Source organism: Azotobacter beijerinckii, assembly GCF_900110885.1.
Taxonomy (GTDB): Bacteria; Pseudomonadota; Gammaproteobacteria; order Pseudomonadales; family Pseudomonadaceae; genus Azotobacter; species Azotobacter beijerinckii.
In genome coordinates this window covers 12,437-34,152 of the sequence record NZ_FOFJ01000008.1, presented here as the reverse complement: position 1 = coordinate 34,152, position 21,716 = coordinate 12,437, and the positions used below count along the sequence as shown (strand labels likewise).

At 69.3% G+C, this 21,716-nt stretch carries 18 protein-coding genes and 1 pseudogene; 14 read left to right on the top strand and 5 right to left on the bottom strand.

What is annotated here, in order from left to right; all coding sequences use genetic code 11:
* The first annotated feature begins 37 nt into the window (after positions 1 to 37).
* The 14 genes and pseudogenes from BMY22_RS06060 to BMY22_RS05990 all read left to right on the top strand — a co-directional run bounded on the left by BMY22_RS06060 (position 38) and on the right by BMY22_RS05990 (position 16,212).
* Positions 38 to 1,228: a trans-sulfuration enzyme family protein gene (locus BMY22_RS06060; RefSeq protein ID WP_090620357.1), complete on the top strand. Its 1,191-nt coding sequence runs from the start codon at positions 38 to 40 to the stop codon at positions 1,226 to 1,228.
* A 278-nt stretch (positions 1,229 to 1,506) separates the two neighbouring features.
* Positions 1,507 to 2,847 (top strand): OprD family porin, encoded by a 1,341-nt coding sequence (locus tag BMY22_RS06055; protein ID WP_090620355.1) that lies wholly within the window; start codon positions 1,507 to 1,509, stop codon positions 2,845 to 2,847.
* 257 nt (positions 2,848 to 3,104) lie between these two features.
* Positions 3,105 to 4,511 carry an LLM class flavin-dependent oxidoreductase gene (locus BMY22_RS06050; RefSeq protein WP_090620353.1) on the top strand — a complete coding sequence of 469 codons (1,407 nt, stop codon included), beginning with the start codon at positions 3,105 to 3,107 and terminating at the stop codon, positions 4,509 to 4,511.
* A 28-nt stretch (positions 4,512 to 4,539) separates the two neighbouring features.
* Entirely contained in the window at positions 4,540 to 5,790 is a 1,251-nt protein-coding gene (locus BMY22_RS06045; RefSeq protein WP_090620351.1) for an acyl-CoA dehydrogenase family protein, read from the top strand.
* A 55-nt stretch (positions 5,791 to 5,845) separates the two neighbouring features.
* The gene (locus BMY22_RS06040) at positions 5,846 to 6,808 is read left to right on the top strand and encodes an AMP-binding protein (protein ID WP_090620350.1); all 963 of its coding nucleotides are present in this window, start codon (positions 5,846 to 5,848) and stop codon (positions 6,806 to 6,808) included.
* Positions 6,805 to 7,593, top strand: a complete 789-nt coding sequence (locus BMY22_RS06035) for an ABC transporter ATP-binding protein (protein ID WP_090620348.1) — start codon at positions 6,805 to 6,807, stop codon at positions 7,591 to 7,593. Before BMY22_RS06040 ends, BMY22_RS06035 begins: the two co-directional genes overlap by 4 nt.
* Before the next feature lie 9 nt (positions 7,594 to 7,602).
* The gene (locus BMY22_RS06030) at positions 7,603 to 8,484 is read left to right on the top strand and encodes a branched-chain amino acid ABC transporter permease (protein ID WP_090620347.1); all 882 of its coding nucleotides are present in this window, start codon (positions 7,603 to 7,605) and stop codon (positions 8,482 to 8,484) included.
* 4 nt (positions 8,485 to 8,488) lie between these two features.
* Positions 8,489 to 9,553 (top strand): branched-chain amino acid ABC transporter permease, encoded by a 1,065-nt coding sequence (locus tag BMY22_RS06025; protein ID WP_090620345.1) that lies wholly within the window; start codon positions 8,489 to 8,491, stop codon positions 9,551 to 9,553.
* 72 nt (positions 9,554 to 9,625) lie between these two features.
* Positions 9,626 to 10,966 carry an ABC transporter substrate-binding protein gene (locus BMY22_RS06020; RefSeq protein ID WP_090620344.1) on the top strand — a complete coding sequence of 447 codons (1,341 nt, stop codon included), beginning with the start codon at positions 9,626 to 9,628 and terminating at the stop codon, positions 10,964 to 10,966.
* 47 nt (positions 10,967 to 11,013) lie between these two features.
* A complete protein-coding gene (locus BMY22_RS06015) occupies positions 11,014 to 12,354 on the top strand; it encodes an ABC transporter substrate-binding protein (RefSeq protein WP_090620342.1) in 1,341 nt (446 codons plus the stop codon).
* Between the two features lie 158 nt (positions 12,355 to 12,512).
* Positions 12,513 to 13,289 (top strand): ABC transporter ATP-binding protein, encoded by a 777-nt coding sequence (locus tag BMY22_RS06010; RefSeq protein ID WP_090620341.1) that lies wholly within the window; start codon positions 12,513 to 12,515, stop codon positions 13,287 to 13,289.
* A gap of 911 nt (positions 13,290 to 14,200) precedes the next feature.
* Positions 14,201 to 14,689: pseudogene (locus BMY22_RS24835) on the top strand (3,4-dihydroxy-2-butanone-4-phosphate synthase); the annotation flags it as partial.
* A 45-nt stretch (positions 14,690 to 14,734) separates the two neighbouring features.
* Entirely contained in the window at positions 14,735 to 15,331 is a 597-nt protein-coding gene (locus tag BMY22_RS24830) for a GTP cyclohydrolase II (protein WP_425265961.1), read from the top strand.
* Between the two features lie 53 nt (positions 15,332 to 15,384).
* Entirely contained in the window at positions 15,385 to 16,212 is an 828-nt protein-coding gene (locus BMY22_RS05990; protein WP_090620338.1) for an NADPH-dependent oxidoreductase, read from the top strand.
* 45 nt (positions 16,213 to 16,257) lie between these two features.
* Here the strand turns inward: BMY22_RS05990 and BMY22_RS05985 are convergent, their stop codons facing one another.
* The 5 genes from BMY22_RS05985 to BMY22_RS05965 all read right to left on the bottom strand — a co-directional run bounded on the left by BMY22_RS05985 (position 16,258) and on the right by BMY22_RS05965 (position 21,687).
* Positions 16,258 to 17,229 carry a magnesium and cobalt transport protein CorA gene (locus BMY22_RS05985; RefSeq protein ID WP_090620337.1) on the bottom strand — a complete coding sequence of 324 codons (972 nt, stop codon included), beginning with the start codon at positions 17,227 to 17,229 and terminating at the stop codon, positions 16,258 to 16,260.
* A gap of 254 nt (positions 17,230 to 17,483) precedes the next feature.
* Positions 17,484 to 17,876, bottom strand: coding sequence for a BON domain-containing protein (locus tag BMY22_RS05980; protein WP_090620334.1), 393 nt, complete (start codon positions 17,874 to 17,876; stop codon positions 17,484 to 17,486).
* A gap of 207 nt (positions 17,877 to 18,083) precedes the next feature.
* Complete coding sequence (locus BMY22_RS05975; RefSeq protein WP_090620333.1) at positions 18,084 to 19,043, bottom strand: 2-hydroxyacid dehydrogenase; 960 nt, start codon at positions 19,041 to 19,043, stop codon at positions 18,084 to 18,086.
* A gap of 114 nt (positions 19,044 to 19,157) precedes the next feature.
* Positions 19,158 to 20,402 (bottom strand): SfnB family sulfur acquisition oxidoreductase, encoded by a 1,245-nt coding sequence (locus BMY22_RS05970; protein WP_090620332.1) that lies wholly within the window; start codon positions 20,400 to 20,402, stop codon positions 19,158 to 19,160.
* A gap of 43 nt (positions 20,403 to 20,445) precedes the next feature.
* Positions 20,446 to 21,687, bottom strand: coding sequence for an acyl-CoA dehydrogenase family protein (locus tag BMY22_RS05965; protein WP_090620330.1), 1,242 nt, complete (start codon positions 21,685 to 21,687; stop codon positions 20,446 to 20,448).
* Positions 21,688 to 21,716 lie beyond the last annotated feature (29 nt).

The window sequence follows — 21,716 nt, the reverse complement described above, 5'->3', positions numbered from 1 at the left end:
CGCTATCTTCTCGGTAGACCTATTTTAGGATTTCGCCATGCCCGAACCCCTTTCCGGTTTCTCCACCCGCGCCGTGCACGCCGGCAACGAGGTCGACCGCCACATGGTCACCCACCCCAAGGCCCAGCCGATCTACCAGACCTCGGTGTTCGTCTACGACTCGCTGGCGCAGGTCGACGACTTCCTCGCCGGCAACCCCGACAACTACATGTACACGCGGATCGGCAACCCCAACCCGGCCGCGCTGGAGGAGCTGATCCGCGCCCTGGAAGGCGGCGAGGCGGCGCTGTTCGGTGCCTCCGGCATGGCGGCGATCGGCGCGGCGCTGCTCGGCAACCTGGAGGCTGGCGATCACCTGATCGCCAGCCGCGAGCTGTACGGCACCACCCAGAGCCTGATCGAGAAGGAGCTGGGCCGCTTCGGTATCGCCGCCACCCTGGTCGACATCGGCGACCTGGCCGCGGTGGAGGCGGCAATCGGCCCGCGGACCCGGCTGATCTACACGGAAACCGCCTCCAACCCGCTGGTGCGGGTCAGCGACGTGCCGGCGCTGGCCGCGCTGGCGAAGCGCCGCGGACTCAAGCTGCTGGTCGACAACACCTTCCTCTCGCCGGCGCTGTACCGGCCGCTGGCCGACGGCGCCGACCTGGTGCTGCACAGCACCACCAAGTACCTCAACGGCCACAGCGACGCCACCGGCGGCATCCTCGCCGGCGACGCCGAATGGGTGGCCCAGGCGCGGCGCTTCCAGATCAACGCCGGCGGCAGCGCCAGCCCCTTCGAGGCCTGGCTGACCTTCCGCGGCGCCAAGACCCTGGCCCTGCGCATGCAGGCCCACTCGCGCAACGCCCAGGCGCTGGCCGAGGCGCTCGAAGCCCATCCGCAGGTGGCGCGGGTCCACTACCCGGGCCTGCCCTCGCACCCCGACCATGCGCTGGCCCGGCGGCTGTTCCCCAGGGGCTGCTCGGGCATGCTGAGCTTCACCCTCAAGGGCGGGCTGGCCGAGGTCGACCGGCTGATCCAGAGCCTCAAGCTCGCGGTGTTCGCCCCCTCGCTGGCCGGCGTGGCGACCAGCATCAGCCATCCGGGCAAGACCTCGCACCGCGCCCTGGCCCCGGAAACCCTCGCCGAACTGGACATCCACGACGGCACCGTGCGCGTCTCGGCGGGCATCGAGGAGGCCGAGGACATCGTCGGCGACTTCCTGCAGGCGCTGGACCGGCTGTGAGCGGCAGCCCTTTCAAGGTCTTTCGCTTCCCTGGGCTCCCACGCAGGAGCGCTCCTGCGTGGGCGCGTTGCAGCGCTCGAAAGGGCTGGCCTTGGGCGGCGCTGCCCGGCGGGCAACAGCGAATGGGCATTTTGCTTCGTGCGACATTCTCGGGAGGGCGGAGGTTTTACCCAACCTGCTGAATAGCAAAGGGTTTTGTTGTGGCATGGATATTGAGCTGGAACGTTACGCGCCTCCATGGAGGAGGGCCGCCATGATCCAGTCACAGGAACCGATCCATGCACAACCCCGCCCGCGCCCTATCCCTTTCCATCGCCCTGGGCCTGCCGGCGCTCGCCGCCGGCGAAGGCTTCTTCGACGACGCCCGGTTGAAGGTGCTCAACCGCAACTTCTACATGAGCCAGGACTTTCGCAACGACAGCCGTTTCCGCAACCCGCAGACCGGCGAGAGCAAGCACTTTCGCGCCGAGTGGGCGCACGGGGTGATCGCCACCTTCGAGTCCGGCTTCACCCCGGGCGCGGTCGGCCTCGGTCTGGACGTGCGCGGCCAGTTCGGCTGGAAGCTGGACGGCGGCGACGGCCAGGTCGGCAACGGGATGGCCGGCAACGGGCTGATCCCGCGGCGCGGCTACAACTTCGACGGCAAGCCCAAGGACGATTTCGGCAGGGTCGACGTCGCGTTGAAGCTGCGCCTGTTCGAGGACACCGAACTGCGCTACGGCGATCACCGGCCGACCAGCCCGGTGATCTATGCCAGCGACACCCGCCTGCTGCCGCAGAGCTTTCGCGGCTCGTTCTTCAAGAACACCTCGATCAAGGGGCTGACTCTGCAGGGCGGCAAGGTGGAGTCCGGCAGCGACCGTACCGCCACCGCCCACAACGGCGACCTGGGCACCGCCTACGGCGGGCGCCTCAAGGAGGCCGACAACTTCGTCTATGCCGGCGCCGACTACAAACTCGACGACCGTTTCTTCTTCCGGCTGCACCATGGCCGGCTCGACGACGTCTGGAACCAGACGGCCTTCTACGCCGACTGGCAGCAGCCCCTGAGCAAGGGCCTGGGCGTCAATGCCGGCTTCAAGTACTTCCGCACCCGCGATACCGGGCAATCGCTGCTCGGCGACATCAGCAACGACTCCTGGAGCGCCCATCTCGGCCTGACCGCCGGTGCCCATGCCGTCACCCTGACCCATACCCGGATCGACGACGACTCGCCGTTCGACTACCTGTGGAACACCTGGGATTTCTTCCTGAATACCGGCTCGCAGATCTCCGACTTCAACAACCCCAACGAGCGCACCTGGATGCTCCGTTACGACTACGACTTCGCTGCCCTGGGGATTCCCGGCCTGTCGCTGATCACCCGCTATGTCCGTGGCACCGACATCGACGGCAGCAAGGTCGGGCCGGGCTATGCCGCCTACCAGGGCATCCGCGACGGCCGCCACTGGGAGCGCGACTTCTGGCTCAGCTACGTGGTGCAGAGCGGGCCGGCCAGGGACCTGACCTTCAAGGTCCTGCAGGCCACCCACCGGGTCGGCGGCGACCATACCGCCGAGGCCAACGTCGACGAGCTGCGCCTGATCCTCGAATACCCGCTGGACCTGCGCCAGCTGTGACGGGCCGGCCATTCCGCCTGCCGCGGGCGGCAGGCTGCCGTTTGGCGGGCAAGTGTGCGCGGCTCAACAGCCGATCAGCAGACTGCGCCTCCGGCAATACCGGGCGGGTCGCTTTTCTTTGTCTATCTCATTGAATAAAAAGAGTTTTATTGGGTGGCACGGTTTCTGAAAGGTGACTTCGGTCCGTTCGTCGACGGCGCCGCCGTCGTGGTGCCCGTCGACGTGTTTCCCTTTCGCGCACCTTCAAGGAGAACCCCATGCCTCGCGAAATCCGCCTCAACGCCTTCGAGATGAACTGCGTCGGCCACCAGTCCCCCGGCCTCTGGGCGCACCCGCGCGACCGCGCCTGGCAGTACAAGGACCTCGAGTACTGGACCGAGCTGGCCAAGCTGCTCGAGCGCGGCAAGTTCGACGGGATCTTCATCGCCGACGTGATCGGCATCTACGACGTACTGGGCGGCAACGGCGAGGCGGCGCTGCGCCAGTCCACCCAGGTGCCGGTCAACGACCCGCTGGCGCTGATCACCCCGATGGCGCTGGTCACCGAGCACCTCGGCTTCGGTCTGACCGCCTCGCTCACCTTCGAGCATCCCTATCCGTTCGCCCGCCGCCTCTCCACCCTCGATCACCTGACCAAGGGCCGCATCGGCTGGAACATCGTCACCTCCTACCTCGACAGCGGCGCGCGCAACCTCGGCCAGCAGGCGCTGAGCGATCACGACGAACGCTACGACTACGCCGACGAATACCTGGAGGTGCTCTACAAGCTCTTCGAGGGCAGTTGGGAGGAGGACGCGGTGCTGCGCGACCGCGAGCGCCGGCTGTTCACCGATCCGGCCAAGGTCCACGAGATCGGCCACCACGGCAAGCACTTCCAGGTCCCCGGCATCCACCTCTGCGAGCCCTCGCCGCAGCGCACCCCGGTGCTCTACCAGGCCGGCGCCTCCAGCCGCGGCAAGCAGTTCGCCGCCGAGCACGCCGAGTGCGTGTTCGTCGCCGCGCCGTCGAAGACCATCCTCAAGAAGACCGTCGCCGACATCCGCCGCCGCGCCGCCGAGGCCGGCCGCGATCCGCGCCAGGTGCTGGTCTTCAACCTGCAGACGGTGATCGTCGGCGAAACCGACGCCGCCGCCCAGGCCAAGTACGAGGACTACAAGCAGTACGTCAGCTACGAGGGCGCGCTGGCGCTGATCTCCGGCTGGACCGGCATCGACTTCGGCGAGTACCGGCCCGACCAGGTGCTCAAGCACATCCACACCAACGCCATCCAGTCGGCGGTCGAGGCGTTCTCCACCGCCGACCCGAACAAGACCTGGACGGTCAAGGAGCTGGCCGACTGGGTCGGCATCGGCGGCTTCGGCCCGCTGTTCGTCGGCAGCGCGCAGACCGTGGCCGACCAGTTGCAGGCGTGGGTCGAGGACACCGACGTGGACGGCTTCAACCTGGCCTACGCGGTGACCCACGAAACCTTCGTCGACGTGGTCGAGCTGCTGATCCCCGAGCTGCAGAAGCGCGGCGCGTTCAAGACCGACTACGCGCCGGGCACCCTGCGCGAGAAGCTGTTCGGCGAGGGCGCGCGCCTGCCGGAAAACCACCCGGCGGCGGGCTACCGCGACCTGGCGGCGCGCAGTGCCGAACGTAACGAAGCAGCAGCCATCGCCTGAACGGCATAACGGTAGGAGGAAACGGACGATGACGAACCCGGTTCGGTTGGCGGTGGTTGAAGGTGGGGAAGCCGTGGAGGCGGCGGCATGGGAGGGCGATGAGGCCGTGTCGCCCGACTCCCCGGAGTTGGAGCTGTTGCTGGCGGACATCGCCCGGGACGCGGAGGCGCGCCGCCAGCCCGGCCAGGAAGGCCATCCCTGGCGGGCGCTGACGCTGATCCGCCAGGCGCGGCTGGGCGCGCTGCGTCTGCCGCGCAAAAGTGGCGGCGGGGGCGCGAGCCTGCGCGAGCTGTTCGGGGTGGTCATCCGGCTGGCCGAGGCCGATCCGGACGTCGCGCACATCCTGCGCGCCCACTACCTGCTGACCGACGAGTTCCTCCGCGCGCCGGCCGGCGCCGTGCGCGACGAGCGCCTGCGCCGGGTGGCGGCCGGGGAGATCTTCGGCAACGCCTACACCGAGCTGTCGACGAAGGCGGTGGGCGACTACCGGTTCGAGACGCGCCTGTCGCCGGACGGCGACGGTTATCGCCTGAACGGCACCAAGTACTTCAGCACCGGCACCCTGTATGCCGACTGGGTGTTCGTCACCGCCTCCCTCGAAGACGGCAGCCCGGCCGGCGCAATCGTGCCGACCAGCCGGCCGGGGGTGCGCATCGTGGACGACTGGGACGGCATCGGCCAGAAGTACACCGGCAGCGGCACGACCCACTTCGACGACGTGCGGGTCGAGCCCGACGAGGTTGCCCAGCGCGACACCGCGACCCAGTTCAACGCGCTGGCGCAGCTCTATCTGCACGGGGTCATCGCCGGCATCCTGCGCAGCGTGACCAGCGATGCCGCGGCGCTGCTGCACGGGCGGGCGCGGACCTTCAGCCACGCCGCGGCCGCGCGGCCGCCGGAGGACCCGCAGCTGCTGCAGGTGGTCGGCGAGCTGTCGAGCAGCGCCTTCGCCGCCGAGGCCATCGTGCTGGCCGCGGCGGACGCGCAGGATCGCGCCTTCGCCGCCGCCGTCGACGGCGCGGTCGATCCGGCCCTCGGCCACGAGGCCTCGCTGCGTGCCGCCCAGGCCAAGGTGGTGGTGGATGCGCTGGCCCTCGAGGCGGCCAGCCGGCTGTTCGAGGTCGGCGGCTCCTCGGCGGCCCGCCAGTCGGCGCAGCTCGACCGGCACTGGCGCAACATCCGCACCTTGGCCTCGCACAACCCGGCGCTCTACAAGGCCCGCGCCATCGGCGACTACGAGGCGAACGGCCGGGAGCTACCGCGCAACGCCTACTTCTGAGCGGAACCTGGACCCCACTTGCAAGGCGGGCCAGGGGCCCGCCGGGAGGAATGCGATGAGCGTGCACGAACTGAATCCGGTCGGCGTCGATGTCCTGCCGGACAACGCCCTCGAGCGGATGAAGCACTGGGCCGCCGGCCGGCCGCTGCAGGTCGCCCTGCGCCACAAGCGCCGCGGGCGCTGGAAGGCCTGGCGCTGGGTCGACGTGCTGCATGAGGTCGCCCGGCTGGGCGTGGCGCTGCAGCGCCAGGGCTTCGGCCCCGGTTCCCGCCTGGCGCTGAGCGGCGCCCTGGAACCGACGGCGATCCTGCTCGCCCTGGCCGCCCAGGCCGCCGGCGGCCAGGTGGTTCCGGTCTGCCGGCGGGCGGAAGGCGGCGAACTGCGCGGCCTGTTGCTGCGCCTGCAGCCGAGCCATGTCTTCGTTCAGAGCCGCGAGGGCGTGTCGCGCTGGCTGGAGGCCGCGCAGGAGCTGCCGCGCGAGCTGCTGCTGTTCTCCGCCCAGTCGGCGGCGCGCCGGCAGGGCAACTGCCGGGTGCTGCCGCTGGCCGCGCTGGAGGATGACCGGCCGGTCGTGCCGCTGATCCAGCCTTGGCGTGCCGTCCGGCTGCAGGAGACGGTGTGGTGCGAGGAGGGCAGCGAATGGCGCGAGGGCCTCGGGCTGCTGCTCCGCCACTGGCTGGACAGCGGCAGCGGCTTCGCCTTTCCGGAGAGCAGCGAGTCGGCGGCGCGCGACCGTCGCGACGTCGCACCGACTGCCCTGCTGCTCTCGGAAGGACGCCGGCAGGCGCTGGCCGCCGAGATCGAGCAGCGCCTGGCCCCGGCCGGCAGCTGGTCGCGGCAGGTGAGCGACTGGGCGCTGCACGGCCCCGAGCGCGGCCTGCAGCGCTGGATCGCGGCACGGGTGCGCGAGCTGCTCGGCCTGCGGCGCCTCGAACGCCTCCTGCCCGGCGAGGCAGCGCCGCCGCTGGCACGCCCGGCTCCCGCCTGGCTCGGCGAACGTCGGGAGCAGGCCGCATGAGCGCCGTGCAGTCCATTCCCGATGCCATCCTCGAAGTGCGCGACATCTCCCTGTCGTTCAAGGGCGTCAAGGCGATCAACGCGCTCTCGTTCGCGGTGCGCCGCGGCGAGATCTGCGCGCTGATCGGCCCCAACGGCGCCGGCAAGAGCTCGCTGCTCAACATCCTCAACGGCGTGTACCGCCCGGATTCCGGAGAGGTGGTCTTCGCGGGCGAGCATTTCCGCCGCATCCAGCCGCTGGAGGCGGCCCGGCGCGGCATCGGCCGCACCTTCCAGAACAACGCGCTGTTCAAGAAGATGAGCGTGCTCGACAACCTGCTCACCGGCCTGTCGCGGCACACGCGAAGCGGCTTCTTCGCCCAGGCCCTCGGCCTGCCGGGCGCGCGCCGCGAGGCGCGGGCGTTCCGCGAGCAGGCCGAAGGCGTCCTCGAATTCCTCGAACTGCAACCCTGGCGCGACGTGGCGGTGGGCAGCCTGGCCTACGGCCTGCAGAAGCGCGTCGAGCTGGGCCGCGCGCTGATCGCCGGGCCGCGCCTGCTGCTGCTCGACGAGCCGATGGCCGGGATGAACGCCGAGGAGAAGCAGGAGATGAGCCGCTTCGTCGCCGACGTCAACCGCGACCTGGGGACCACCGTGGTGCTGATCGAGCACGACATCCAGGTGGTCATGGGCCTCTCCGGCCACGTGGTGGTGCTCGACTACGGGCGCAAGGTCGGCGACGGCACGCCGGCCGAGGTGCAGGCCAACCCCGAGGTGATCGCCGCCTATCTCTGTACGGTGCATTAAGGAGCCGCCATGACCTTCTTCCTGGAAACCCTGATCGGCGGCCTGCTCGCCGGCACCATGTACTCGCTGGTGGCGATCGGATTCGTGCTGATCTACAAGGCCAGCGGCGTGTTCAACTTCGCCCAGGGCGCCATGCTGCTGTTCGCCGCGCTGACCTTCGTCAGCCTGCAGGAGCAGGGATTGCCCTTCGCCCTGGCCCTGCTGCTCACCGTGGCGGTGATGGCCCTCGGCGCCATCGCCATCGAGCGCGCCGTGCTGCGCCCGCTGGTCAACCGCTCGCAGATCACCCTGTTCATGGCCACCCTCGGCCTGTCGTTCGTCATCGAAGGCCTGGCCCAGGGCCTGATGGGCGCCCAGGTGCGTGCGCTGGACCTGGGCATCGACGACGTGCCGCTGTTCATCGGCGAGGTGATGGTCAGCCAGTTCGACCTGGTGGCGGCCGCTACCGCGGGGGTGCTGGTGACGGTGCTGGCGCTGCTGTTCAACAGCACGCGGATCGGCGTGTCGCTGCGCGCGGTGGCCGACGACACCCGCGCCGCGCTGTCCGTCGGCATCGACCTCAACCGTATCTGGCAGATCGTCTGGGCGGTGGCCGGCATCGTCGGGCTGGTCGCCGGCCTGTTGTGGGGCGCGCGCCAGGGCGTGCAGTTCTCGCTCTCCTTGGTGGTGCTCAAGGCGCTGCCGGTGCTGATCATCGGCGGCTTCACCTCCATCGGCGGGGCCATCGTCGGCGGGCTGATCGTCGGCGCGGCGGAAAACCTCGCCGAGGTCTATATCGGTGCGCACATCGGCGGCGGCATCACCCCCTGGTTCGCCTACGTGCTGGCCCTGGCCTTCCTCTACATCCGTCCCGCCGGCCTGTTCGGCGAGCGCGCCATCGAACGGGTATGACGCCATGAGCATCCTTTCCCACAGCCTTCCCGCCGCCCACGACAGCGCCCCGGTCGAACTGCTCCGCCGCCGCCTGCCCTGGGTCCTGCTGGCCCTGCTGGCGGTCGCCTTCGGCCTGGTGCCCTGGCTGGGCGACGACTACTGGCTGAACGCCATTCTGATTCCCTTTCTGGTGCTGTCGCTGGCCGGGCTGGGCCTCAACCTGCTGACCGGCTACACCGGGCAGACCTCGGTGGGCGCCGCCGGCTTCATGGCGGTCGGCGCCTTCGCCACCTACGGCCTGCTGCTGCGCGTGCCGGGGCTGCCGTTGCCGCTGGCGCTCGCCGGCGGCGGGCTGATCGCCGCCGGCGTCGGCTTCGTGTTCGGCATCCCGAGCAACCGCATCAAGGGCTTCTACCTGATGGTCACCACCCTGGCGGCGCAGTTCTTCCTCGAATGGGTGTTCACCAAGTTCCCGTGGTTCTACAACTACGCCTCCTCGGGGACCATCAGCGCGCCGCGCCTGGAAGTGTTCGGCCACGACCTGCATTCGCCAACCGGCCGTTACCTGCTGACCCTGAGCTGCGTGGTGCTGCTGACCTGGGTGGCGGTTAACCTGGTGCGCAGCCAGATCGGCCGCAACTGGATGGCGATCCGCGACATGGACACCGCCGCCGCGGTGATCGGCATCCCGGTCGACCGCTACAAGCGCCTGGCCTTCGCGGTCAGCTCGTTCTACCTGGGCGTGGCTGGGGCACTCTGGGCCTTCGCCTACCTGGGCACCGCCAGCGCCGGCAGCTTCGACATCAACCGCTCGTTCCAGATCCTGTTCATCATCATCATCGGCGGCATGGGCAGCATCGCCGGCAACTTCGTCGGCGCCGCCTTCATCAGCCTGCTGCCGCTGCTGCTCAACTACGCCGGTCAGAACCTGCTCGGCGGCAACGTCGACGCCGGCCAGTTGCAGAACCTGCAGAAGATCATCTTCGGCGTGCTGATCATCTGGTTCCTGATCAAGGAGCCGGAGGGGCTGATCCGCTTGCTCACCCATCTGCGCGAGCGGCTGGCACGCTGGCCGCTGCGCTTCTGACACGACTTCCATCCCCCTCGACCCGACCGCGGGACAGGAGCACCCATCATCGATCCTTAGAAGTGAACCGACATGCGTAAATCCTTGCGACGCTCCATCGCCGGCGCGCTCCTCGCGCTCGGCGCCTCCAGTACCCTGCCTGGGCTCGTCCAGGCGGCAGCCAACGAGCAGTTCTTCCCGCTGGCCACCTACCGGGTCGGCGCCTACGCCTCCAGCGGCATCCCGGTGTGGGCCGGGATGATCGACTACCTGCGCTACATCAACGAGGTGGAGGGCGGCATCAACGGCGTCAAGCTGGTCTGGCAGGAGTGCGAGACCGAGTGGACGGCGGAGAAGGGCATCGAGTGCTACGAGCGCTTCAAGAACGGCCTCAACGGCGCTCCGGTGGCGGTTTACCAGCCCAACGGCGCCCCGGCCGCCTACGCCCTGGCCGACAAGGCCGCCGCCGACAAGATCCCGCTGATCACCCTGGGCTACGGGCGCACCGAGGCCACCGACGGCAGCGTGTTCCCCTACAACTTCCCGGTGATGCTGACCTTTTACAGCGAGGCCTCGGCGGTGGTGAACTACATCGCCGAGCGCGAGGGCGGCTTCGACAAGCTCAAGGGCAAGAAGATCGCCACCGTCTACCACGACTCCGCCTACGGCCGGGAAACCCAGGGTCCGCTGGCGCTGCTGGCGGAAAAATACGGCTTCGAGAACCTCCAGATCCCGGTGGCCGACCCGGGCAACGAGCAGTCCGCGCAGTGGCGCCAGGTGCGCCAGGCCAAGCCGGACTGGGTGTTCCTGCGCACCTGGGGCGTGTCGACCCCGGTGGCGATCAAGACTGCCGCGCGCTTCGGTTTCCCGGTCGACCGGATCATCGGCGACATCTGGGCCAGTTCCGACGAGGACGTGCTGCCCGCCGGCGACGCCGGCAAGGGCTATCTGGCGCTCACCCCCTATCCGGGCGGCGCCGACTTCGCGATCCACCAGAAGATCAAGGAGCACATCCTCGACCAAGGCAAGAGCGACCTCAAGGACCCGAAGAGCTTCGGCAGCGTCTACTACAACTCCGGGCTGGTCAACGCCGCCATCGCCGTCGAGGCGATCCGCGCCGGTCAGCAGAAGTTCGGCCAGCGTCCGCTGACCGGCGACGAGGGCCGCTGGGGCCTGGAGCACCTCAACGTCGACGAGGCGCGCCTCAAGGCCATCGGCTTCGCCGGGCTGATGCAGCCGCTCAGGCTGTCCTGCCCCGACCACGAGGGCGGCGGCGCGGCCAAGGTGCAGCAGTGGGACGGCGCCAGGTGGAAGCTGCTGACCGACTGGGTGCAGGCCGACCGCCAGACCCTGCGCCCGCTGATCGAGGCCAAGTCGGCCGCCTATGCCAAGGAAAAGGGCATCACTGCGCGTGATTGCCGCGCCGAGCAGTGAGCCCCGCAACCATGTCCGTCCACCGCGAATTCCGGAAGCCAACCCCCATGCGTCAATCCCTGCAACGCGCCATCGCCGGCGCGGTCCTTGCCCTGAGCGCGTCCAGCGTCCTGCCCGCGCTCGCCCAGGCGGCGCCCAACGAGCAGTTCGTCCCGCTGGCCACCTACCGGGTCGGCCCCTACGCCTCCAGCGGCATCCCCTGGTGGGCCGGCACCATCGACTACCTGCGCTACGTCAACGAGGTGGAAGGCGGCATCAACGGCGTGAAGATCGCCTGGGAGGAGTGCGAGACCGAGTGGAGCACCGACCGCATCGTCGAGTGCTACGAGCGCTTCAAGAACGGCCGCGACGGCGCGCCGGTGGCGTTCTTCCTCACCCACAGCACCCCGGCCTCCTACGCGCTGATGGAGAAGGGCGCGGCGGACCGCATCCCGCTGATCGATCCGGCCGGCGGGCGCACCGAGTCCACCGACGGCAGCGTGTTCCCCTATGCCTTCCCGCTGCTGCTCACCTATTACGGGCAGGCCTCGGTGGGCATCAACTACATCGCCCAGCGCGAGGGCGGTTTCGACAAGCTCAAGGGTAAGAAGATCGCCACCGTCTACCACGACTCCCCCTACGGCCGGGAAACCCAGGCGGCCATCGAGCTGCTGGCGCAGAAGTACGGCTTCGAGAACATCCAGATTCCGGTCGCCCACCCCGGCAACGAGCAATCGGTGCAGTGGCGCCAAGTACGCCAGCTCAAGCCGGACTGGGTGTTCCTGCGCACCTGGGGCGTATCGACCCCGGTGGCGCTGAAGACCGCGGCGCGCTTCGGCTTCCCGGCCGACCACATCATCGGCGACGTGTGGGCCGGCTCCGAGGCCGACGTGATCCCGGCCGGCGCCGCCGCCAAGGGCTACCAGGCGCTGGCGCCGTTCCCCGGCGGCGACGGCTTCGAGATCCACCAGCGCCTGCGCGAGCAGATCCTCGACAAGGGCAAGAGCGACCTCAAGGACCCCAGCTACTTCGGCAAGGTGTACTACAACATCGGCCTGGTCAACGCGGCCATCGCGGTCGAGGCGCTGCGCGCCGGCCAGGCTAAGTTCGGCAACCGCCCGCTGAACGGCGAGGAAGGGCGCTGGGCGTTCGAGCACCTCAAGATCGACGAGGCGCGCCTGAAGCAGATCGGCTTCGCCGGCCTGCTGCAACCGCTGCAGGTGAGCTGTTCGGACCACGAGGGCGGCGGCGCCGCCCGCGTGCAGCAGTGGGACGGCGAGAAGTGGCTGCTGGTCAGCGACTGGGTGCAGGCCGACCGCCAGACCCTGCGCCCGCTGATCGAGGCCAAGTCGGCCGCCTATGCCAAGGAGAAGGGCATCACCGTGCGCGACTGCCGCGCCGAGCAGTAGGAACCGTAGGACGGGTTAGCCGTACAGCGGCGTAACCCGCCAAGGATGCCGACACGACGGCCGCTCGGCGGGTTACGGCCTGGCGGCCTAACCCGCCCTACGTATTGCATTGCGCGGTTGCCGTGGTCGGCACGCGACTCGAATGGAGGGATATTCCCATGAACACCCAGACCCAACCCGTCGCCGCCCCCGCCGAGCTGCTGGTGGTGAACGACATCGAGGTGATCTACGACGGCGCCATCCTCGCCGTGGCCGGCGTGTCGCTGCGCGTCGAACGGGGCGGCATCGTCGCCCTGCTCGGCGCCAACGGCGCCGGCAAGAGCACCACCCTCAAGGCCATCTCCGGCCTGGTCCAGGCCGACCGCGCCCAGGTCAGCCGCGGCAGCATCCATTTTCTCGGCGAGGGCACCGCCGGCGTGGCGCCCAGCCTGCTGGCACGGCGCGGCATCGTCCACGTCCTCGAGGGCCGCCACGTGTTCGCCCACCTGACCGTCGAGGAAAACCTGCGCAGCGGCGGCTTCCTGCGCGGGCCGAGCCGCCGCGAGCTGGAGGAGGACCTCGAACGCATCTACGCCTGGTTCCCGCGCCTGAAGACCAAGCGCAGGACCCAGGCCGGGCTGACTTCCGGCGGCGAGCAGCAGATGCTGGCCATCGGCCGCGCGCTGATGACCCGGCCGACGCTGGTGCTGCTCGACGAGCCGTCGATGGGCCTGGCGCCGATCATCGTCGAGGAGATCTTCGAGATCGTCGCCCAGCTCAACGAGAAGGAGGGTATGAGCTTCCTGGTCGCCGAGCAGAACATCAACGTCGCCCTGCGCCACGCCGACTACGCCTACATCCTGGAGAACGGCCGGGTGGTCGGCGAGGGCACCGCGCAGGCGCTGGCCGCGCGGGAGGACATCCAGCACTTCTACCTGGGCGGCAAGGCGGGGTAGTCGCGTGAAATGCTCGCCGGATGGCGGGTTGGCAAAGTTGTATGGGCCTTGGCATGGCTGTTTGCCGAGTGGGTTGACGCTCCTTTTTCGGAAATGGCCGATTACCGAGTAGTTCGATACTCCCTTTTTCGGCCCCCCGGCCGAGTCACTTTCTCTTTGCTTGTGCAAAGAGAAAGTAACCAAAGAGAAAACACACCCGATCATCCGGCCCCGGCTGTGCCGGGGTTCCCCCGCTCCGGCGCTGCTCCGGGGGCCGCCGTACAAGGGGCATCCATGCCCCTTTACGGCTTTCGCCGCATCCCTGCGGCTCACCCCCTCCGCGACGCCCGCGCTCGGCCTCCTGAACGGGGCCGGGTAGTTGCCTGCAGGTCTGGAATCACGCTTGAAAAAGCTTTTTGTCCTTCGCGGAGGTGGGGCTTGCACCCATTCCCCCTTCGTCAGGCCGAACGGAATCGCCGCGCAAGGGGTTGAGCCGCAGGGATGCGGCGAAAGGCCCGTGGGCCATGGATGGCCCTTCGGGCCGGGCCCCTGGAGCGGCGACGGAGCGAGGGGACCCGGAGCGAAGCGCAGGGCCTAACGACGGGGGTGGCCTTCTTTTTGGTTACTTTTTCTTGGCCAGGCAAGAAAAAGTGACTCGGCCGGGGGGCCGAAACAGGGGCTGTCCAGCCACTCGGCAAGCAGCTAACGCACCGGAGCTGAACAGCCCGACGCGCCAGCCCAATCAACAGAACGCTGTCCGGCAGGCAACAGCATTCGCACGGACTGTCGCCGACGCAACAGTCCGGCTGCCGTTGCCGTCCGGTCAGCCCCGGAAATCCGCCCCCGGCGGGCTGGCACGCAACCTGCTCCTGCCGAACTCATCCACCGGCGCCTGCGGGCGCCCCGCTTTTTCCAGTACAGGTTGATACGCCATGCCAGTCTTTGCCGAGGCCTCGTTCGATACCGTCGAGACCGCCATCGCCGCCATCGCCCGCGGCGAATTCGTCGTCGTGGTCGACGACACCGACCGCGAGAACGAGGGCGATCTGATCGTCGCCGCCGACGCCATCAGCCCCGCGCAGATGGCCTTCCTGGTCCGCCACAGCAGCGGTCTGGTCTGCGTCGCGCTGCCCGGCGAGCGCCTCGACGCGCTCGCACTGCCGCTGATGGTCGAGGCCAACAGCGAGTCCCACCAGACCGCCTTCACCGTCAGCGTCGACTACCGCCACGGCACCAGCACCGGCGGGGTGCTGGAGCGCCCCAGGCACACCGAGGCGGCGCTGGATCTGGCCGTGCTCGCCGGGCGCCGCCCGGCCGGGGTGCTCTGCGAGATCGTCAACGACGACGGCAGCATGGCGCGCCGCCCCGAACTCTTCGCCTTCGCCCGCGAGCACGGCCTGCCGATCGTCAGCATCGAGCAGCTGATCGCCTGGCGCCGCGCCCGCGAGGTTGCGCCGGCGCCGCAGCTGCTCGCCGAAACCCGCCTGCCGACCCGTCACGGCGAATTCTGCCTGCACCTGTACGCCTTCGAGGGCGGCGAATACCCGGTGCTGCTCGCCGGCGAGGCGGCGGGCGAGGGGTTGCTGACCCGCCTGCATTCCGAATGCCTGACCGGCGACGTGCTCGGCTCGCTGCGCTGCGACTGCGGCGAACAGCTCGACCTGGCCCTGGCGCGCATCGCCCGCGAGGGCCGCGGCGCGCTGCTCTACCTCACCGGCCACGAGGGCCGCGGCATCGGCCTGGCCGCCAAGCTGCGCGCCTACGCCCTGCAGGACGGCGGGCTGGACACCGTGGAGGCCAACCGGGCCCTCGGCCTGCCGGTCGAGGCCCGCGACTATCGCGCCGCCGCCGCCATCCTCGGGCACCTCGGCGTGCGCTCGGTGCAGCTGCTCAGCAACAACCCGGCCAAGGCCCGCGCCCTGCAGGAAGCGGGCATCGCGGTGCAGCGCCAACTGGCCCACGAAGTACCCGCCAATCCGGCCAACCAGCATTATCTGGCGACCAAGCGCGAGCGCCTGGGCCATCGCCTGGTGCTGCCGGTGGTGGTCCAAGGGCGGGCCTGAACCGATTCGCCAGCCTTATCCTGCGCAAGCAACCTTGAACCCGAGGAACCGACATGCCTGAAACGAACAACCGCCTGTGGCAACAACGCTACCGTGACGGCGCCCCGGAGCCGGGCGCCTTCATCCCCGATGCGGTCGTCGCGACGCTGCTCGAACACCGCAGCGTGCGTGCCTACCTCGACCGGCCGCTGCCCGACGGCACGCTGGAAACCCTGCTGGCCGCCGCCCAGTCGGCGGCCAGCTCCTCCAACCTGCAGGTGTGGAGCCTGCTGGCCGTCGAGGACCCGCAGCGCAAGGCGCGTCTGGCCGAACTGGCCAACGGCCAGGCGCATATCCGCCAGGCGCCGCTGTTCCTGGTCTGGCTGGCGGACTTCTCGCGCCTCCAGCGCCTGGCCGAGCGCCGGGAGGTCGAGCTGCAGGCGCTGCCCTATCTGGACAGCTTCCTGATGGGCGCCGTCGATGCGGCGCTGGCCGCGCAGAACGCCGTCACCGCCGCCGAGTCCCTGGGGCTGGGCACCGTCTACATCGGCGCCCTGCGCAACCGGCTGCAGGCGGTGAGCGAGGAGCTGCGCCTGCCGCCGCTGGTCTACCCGGTGTTCGGCCTCTGCGTCGGCTACCCCGACCCGGACAAGCCGGCGCAGGTCAAGCCGCGCTTGCCGCAGAGCCTGATCCTGCACCGCGAGACCTATGCGGTGCACGAGCAGGAGGCGCAACTGATCGACGACTACGACCGGGCCATCACCGCCTTCTTCGCCGCGCAGGGGCAGCCGTCGCCCGGCTGGAGCCGGCAGTCGCTGGAGCGGCTGAAGAGCATCGAAACCCTGCACGGCCGCGAACGGCTGGCCGAGGCGGTCAAGGCGCAGGGCTTTCCGTTGCGCTAGACGGGCCGGCGGCGGGCGTTGCCGGTGGTGCAGAGCGGGCGCGGGCTACAGCCAGTTCATGCGCTTGAAGTTGGCGAACAGCGTGCCGCAGCCGAGGACGATGATGCCGAGGACAGCGAAGTAGCCGTAGCGCCAGCCGAGTTCGGGCATGTGCTCGAAGTTCATCCCGTAGATGCCGGCCACCGCGGTGGGGAAGGCGAGGATCGCCGCCCAGGCGGCGAACTTGCGCTGCACCACGCTCTGCCGCGAGGACTCGAGCAGCAGGCCGATCTCGATGGCGTGGTCGGCCATCTCGCGCTGGCTGGTGAGGTCTTCCTGCAGGCGCGCGACGTGGATCGCGATGTCGCGGAAGTACGGGCGCATGTGCTTGTCGATGAACGGAAAGTCGAGCTGCTGCAGCTCGCTGCAGATCTCCGCCATGGGCGCGATCTGCCGGCGCAGGCGCAGCAGGTCGCGGCGCAGGCTGGAGATCCGTTCGACGTCGACCGGACGCAGCGGGCGGTCGAGGACGGTCTGCTCGATCTCCTGCAACTCGCCGAACATGCTGTCCAGCAGCGGCCGGTAGTTCTCGATGACGAAGCTGAGCAGGGCGTAGAGCACGAAGTCCTCGCCGTGCGCCAGCAGCAGCGGGCGGGCCTCGCAGCGCTGGCGCACGGCGGAGTAGGGCGCCGAGTCGCCGTAGCGGGCGCTGATCACGTAGCCCTTGCCGGCGAACAGCTGGGTCTCGACGAACTGCAGGTGGCCATCGACGCGGATCGGCGAATACAGCACCAAAAACAGCGCGTCGCCGAAGGTTTCCAGCTTGGGCCGGGTGTGCTGGGCGATGGCGTCCTCCATGGCCAGCTCGTGCAGGTTGAACTGCTGCTGCAGGCAGTGCAGCTGGCTGCCGTCGGGGTCGCGCAGGCCGATCCAGACCATGTGCCCCGGCTGGGCGGCCCACTGGTTGCCTTCTTCGAGGCGGATATCGGCGACTTTGCGGCCCTGGTGGTAGGCGGCGGCGGCAACGACCTGACCCATGGATGTTCCCCGGCTGGAAATGGTGGGGCAGCTTATCCCAGGCGTCGGCGGACTGCAGCCGCCGCGCCGTCGTCCGTTCGGCGCGGGTCCGCTGGAGTGCGATAAGGAGGCTGGGCGCGGCGCCGGCGCCGGCGCCGCGGATGCCGGTGGGGGGCACGGCGCTTGCGAAGGAGCGGGGATGGATTCCGGGGGCCGGTCCCCGCGCAGGGCGTCGCGAAGCGCGCGCCCTTCTCCTGCGGGACCGGGGCGTACCGCTATTCGGCCACCTTCAGGGCATCGGCGGATACGCCCGTCACGCCCTTGATGGTCTTGGCTTTCTGGATGGCCAGCTCTTTTTCGGCCTTGCTGCCGACCGTACCCGACAGCGACACGACGCCCTGGGTGGTTTCCACCTTGATGTCCATCCCGCTGAGGCTGGTGTCGGCCAGGAAGGTGGATTTCACCTTGCTGGTGATCCAGCTGTCGGAAACCGTTTCGCCGGCCTTGTCCACACCGCTACTGAGCTGGTCCATGGTTTCGTTGGCGGCGACGAGCACGGGTTGTGCCCGATCATGCCTGCCGGCGTCGGCCAGAACGCCATTGGCCATCGAAAGGCCCAAAGCCGCCGCAAGGGCAATGGCGATACACGTTTGGGGATGCTTTTTCATGTCGTTCACTCCTGTTCTTCTTGGGGAATTACGGCGTGTCAACAGGACTATGGACTCCTCGTCTAAACGGTAAGTTCTTTAATGATTTCCGCGAGGGGACGTTGGGGCGACCGGTGGCGCATAGCGATCTCGATGGGCGGTTGCCTCTCCGGGCCAATGCTGCGATCGGTATGCGCCAGGCGGCCCGCTTCCCGGATGATGTGTCGGCTACGGGGAGACGGGGGTGCGGGGCGGCTCCCCCTTCAGGTACGCCTCGATATTGGCCAGGACGCAGGCCTCCTGCTCCTGCGCCGCCTCGAGGGTGCTGCCGCCGATGTGCGGCGTCAGGGTCACGTGGGGGAGCTGGAAGAGTTCGCCGGGGATCGACGGCTCGTGCTCGTAGACATCCAGTCCCGCGCCGGCGATCTGGCCGGTTTTCAACGCATCCAGCAGGGCTTTTTCATCGACAGTCGTGCCCCGGGAAACATTGATCAGGAACCCCTGCGGACCCAGTGCATGCAGCACCGTGGCGTCGATCGCATGGTAGGTGCTGGCGTCTGCCCGCAGGGACACGACCAGCACGTCCGCCCAGGTGGCCAGTTGCACGATGGACTCGAAATACGGGTAGGGAACCTCCGGGCGGACCTTCCTGCCGTGGTAACCGACCTCCATGTCGAAGGCCGCGGCGCGTCTGGCGATATTCAGGCCGATGGCGCCCAGGCCGCAGATGCCCAGCCGGCGGCCGGTCAGCCCGCGCACCGGCTGCATGCGCTCGCCGGCATTGCCCTGCCAGCGCCCGGCCTCCAAGTAGTGGCGGGCGGCGGGAAGGTTCCTGACGCTCGAAATCAGCAGGCCCATCGCCAGGTCGGCCACGCTTCTGGCATTGGCGCCGGGACTGTTGGTCACGGCGATCCCGCGTTCCCGGGCGTAGTCCAGGTCGATGCCGTCGTAACCGCTGCCCAGGCAGCAGATCAGCCCCAGCTGTGGCAGCCGGGCCAGCGCCGCGCCCGGCATGTGCGTCGAGCCGAAGGCGACGACGATGCGTATTTCTCCGGCCAGTTCCGGCGCCAGCGCGGCGACCGCGGCGTCGAAGCCGGCGGCCGTGGCCTCGACGACCCTGAAGCGGGCTTTCAGGCATTCATGGAAGGATTCGGAAACACGTGAGGCGAGGAGAAGGGTGGGCTGCATGGCGGTTTCTCGTGAGGAAGACGGGCCCAGCTTACCGTCCGTCGCCCGCCGCCACAGTTGCGCATTGGCGAAGCCTCCGCCGCCGAGGGGGCGGCGGCGGGGCGGGTCGCTCCGCTACAGCCAGGGATGGCGCGCCGGCTTGATGCCGTTGAGGTAGTAGTTGCCGATGATGCTGAACTTCCAGCGCACCGGGTCGTGCAGGGTGTGGGTGCGGGCGTTGCGCCAGTGGCGGTCGAGGTTGTACTCCTCGAGGGTGGAGCGGGTGCCGGCCAGTTCGAACAGCTTGTTGCCGGCGAGGATCGCCGCCTCGGTGGTGAGCACCTTGGCTTCGGCCACGGCGATGGAGGCGGCGGCGACGCTTTCCTCGTCGGGATGGGCGACGGCGAGCTGGATCCGGTCGGCGGCCAGGTCGAGCACCGCTTCGGCGGCGCGCTGGCGGATCTGCAGGTCGCCGATCTGCTGCAGGGTGTAGGGGTCCTGCCAGGCGTGTTCGAGGCCGGAGTCGAGCCAGGGGCGGGCGTGGCGGCGGACCTGTTCCTGGGTGTCGGCCAGCGCGCCGCGGGCGATGCCGGCGTCGATGGCGGCCTGCAGGAACTGGGAGATCGGCCCGGCGGCGGTGGGCCGCTCGAAGGCCTGGTGGACCGGCAGCAGGTGCGCGGCCGGGATGCGCACGTTGTTCACCCGCACGGTGCCGCTGGCGGTGGTGCGCTGGCCGAAGCCGGACCAGTCGTTGATGACTTCCAGCCCCTCGGCGTCGCGGCGGATGAAGGCCAGGAAGGGGCGTTTCTCGGCGTCCACCGCGACGGTGGGCACCCAGTGGGCGAGCAGGGCGCCGCTGGAGTAGAACTTCTGCCCGTCGACCCGGAAGAAGCCTTCGCCGTCCGGGGTCAGGCGCGTCTCGAACTCGGCCACGGTGCGGCTGTTGCGCTCGGAGAAGGCGTTGCCGAAGCGCACGCCGTCGAGCACCAGGCCGAAGAAGTAGCGCTTCTGGGTTTCGTCGCCGTCCAGGCGCAGGTGGTCGACGATGGCCAGGTGGTTCTGCGGCAGCTGGGCCAGCGAGGGATCGGCGGCGGCGATGGTCTTGATCACTTCGCCGAGGGTCCGGTAGCTGACCTCGGCACCGCCGTAGGCCTTGGGCACGGTGATGCCCCACAGGCCGCTCTGCGAGAAGGCGTTCAGTTCCGCCACCGGCAGGCGCCGCTCGCGGTCGCGCTGGGCCGCCTCGCGGGCGAAGTCGGCGGCCAGGGCGCGGGCGATCTCGATGGCCTCGGCGTCGCTGCGGATGCGGTGCGCCGGCTGCTGCGGCAGCGCTTGCAGGTAGGGATCGGCCGGGCGGGCCGGGGCGTGCAGTTCGCTCATGGGGATTTCCTTTCGTGCATGACGTTCGCTGGAGAGGACTTGCTCAGGCGGCGGCGCTCGGGCCGCTGCCGATCTGCCAGACATAGGGCGGCTCTGTGCCGTTGACCTCCCAGTCGCCGACGATGCGTTCCTTGTAGATCAGCGGGTTGTGCGAGGCGGCGGTGCGCGCGTTGCGCCAGTGGCGATCGAGCTGCTTGGTCTCGCTGGTGGCCGAGGCGCCGAGGGCGTTGAACAGGTCGGTGGTGACGCACAGGATCAGCTCGGCGATCACCACCTGGGCCTGGGCCGACTCCAGCTCGGCGGCGACGTTGGCGGCGTGCTCGGCGGCCGCGTCGTTGCCGAAGCGGGTTTCGTAGGCGCGCTGGGCCGCGGCGGCGGCGCGCAGGGCGGTGGCTTCGGCGGCGTAGACCAGGGCGGAAGCCTTGCCGATCACCTGCAGCACCTGCGGGTCCTGGCTGACCCGCGGGGCGTTGCCGGTGCTGAAGATGCGCGTGCGCTGGCGCACCTCGGCGGCGAAGTCGCGCAGCGCGCCGCGCCCGCTGCCGGCCAGTACGGCGATCAGCACCAACTGGTAGAAGGCGGTCTGGTATTTGAAGCGGGTATCGAAGTCGATGAGGTTTTCCTCGGCGACCACCGCGTCGCTGAACACCGAGGTGCCGCTGCCGGTGGTGCGCTGGCCGAAGCCGTCCCAGTCGTCGTGCTGCTGCACGCCGCTCTGGTGGGTGCTGACCGCGGCGATCACGTCGCGGCCGCCATCGTCGCGCTGGGCGTAGACGTCGATCCAGTCGGCGAAGATGCTGCCGGTGCTGTAGTACTTGCGGCCGTTGACCACCCACTGGCCGTCCTTCCGGCTGACCCGGGTGCCGACTTCGCCGATCTTCACCGCGCCGATCTCGGTCCAGGCGTTGCCGACCAGCTCGCCGGCGACGAAGCGCCGGAACCACTTGTCCTGCGGGGCGACGGCCTGGGCGTTGAGGCGGTCCTCGACGAAGGCGAAGTGGCCGCGCAGCGCCTGCGGCACGCTGGAGTCGGCCTCGGCCAGCTCGATCAACAGTTGCACCAGTTGCGGCAGCGAGGCGCCGGCGCCGCCGTATTCCACCGGCACGCGCACGGCGCCGAAGCCGGCTTCCTTGAGCCACTTGATCTGTTCGTACGGCAGGCTGCGGCTGCGCTCGCGCTCGACGGCGCCTTCGGCGATGCGCGCGAAGATCGGCCGAAAGCGCGCGGCCAACTGCTCGTAGTCGGCGCCGGTGGAGAGGGATGGCAGATGTTGCTGGGCGGTCATGGCAAGGCTCCTGAATGGGAACGGTCGCG

Coding starts and splice junctions, on each gene's coding strand:
- BMY22_RS06010 (WP_090620341.1), top strand. CDS start 12,513: ATGAACACCCAGACCCAACCCGTCGCCGCCCCCGCCGAGCTGCTGGTG.
- BMY22_RS06030 (WP_090620347.1), top strand. CDS start 7,603: ATGACCTTCTTCCTGGAAACCCTGATCGGCGGCCTGCTCGCCGGCACC.
- BMY22_RS05975 (WP_090620333.1), bottom strand. CDS start 19,043: ATGCAGCCCACCCTTCTCCTCGCCTCACGTGTTTCCGAATCCTTCCAT.
- BMY22_RS06055 (WP_090620355.1), top strand. CDS start 1,507: ATGCACAACCCCGCCCGCGCCCTATCCCTTTCCATCGCCCTGGGCCTG.
- BMY22_RS05965 (WP_090620330.1), bottom strand. CDS start 21,687: ATGACCGCCCAGCAACATCTGCCATCCCTCTCCACCGGCGCCGACTAC.
- BMY22_RS05990 (WP_090620338.1), top strand. CDS start 15,385: ATGCCTGAAACGAACAACCGCCTGTGGCAACAACGCTACCGTGACGGC.
- BMY22_RS05980 (WP_090620334.1), bottom strand. CDS start 17,876: ATGAAAAAGCATCCCCAAACGTGTATCGCCATTGCCCTTGCGGCGGCT.
- BMY22_RS05985 (WP_090620337.1), bottom strand. CDS start 17,229: ATGGGTCAGGTCGTTGCCGCCGCCGCCTACCACCAGGGCCGCAAAGTC.
- BMY22_RS06045 (WP_090620351.1), top strand. CDS start 4,540: ATGACGAACCCGGTTCGGTTGGCGGTGGTTGAAGGTGGGGAAGCCGTG.
- BMY22_RS06040 (WP_090620350.1), top strand. CDS start 5,846: ATGAGCGTGCACGAACTGAATCCGGTCGGCGTCGATGTCCTGCCGGAC.
- BMY22_RS06050 (WP_090620353.1), top strand. CDS start 3,105: ATGCCTCGCGAAATCCGCCTCAACGCCTTCGAGATGAACTGCGTCGGC.
- BMY22_RS06035 (WP_090620348.1), top strand. CDS start 6,805: ATGAGCGCCGTGCAGTCCATTCCCGATGCCATCCTCGAAGTGCGCGAC.
- BMY22_RS06020 (WP_090620344.1), top strand. CDS start 9,626: ATGCGTAAATCCTTGCGACGCTCCATCGCCGGCGCGCTCCTCGCGCTC.
- BMY22_RS05970 (WP_090620332.1), bottom strand. CDS start 20,402: ATGAGCGAACTGCACGCCCCGGCCCGCCCGGCCGATCCCTACCTGCAA.
- BMY22_RS06025 (WP_090620345.1), top strand. CDS start 8,489: ATGAGCATCCTTTCCCACAGCCTTCCCGCCGCCCACGACAGCGCCCCG.
- BMY22_RS06015 (WP_090620342.1), top strand. CDS start 11,014: ATGCGTCAATCCCTGCAACGCGCCATCGCCGGCGCGGTCCTTGCCCTG.
- BMY22_RS06060 (WP_090620357.1), top strand. CDS start 38: ATGCCCGAACCCCTTTCCGGTTTCTCCACCCGCGCCGTGCACGCCGGC.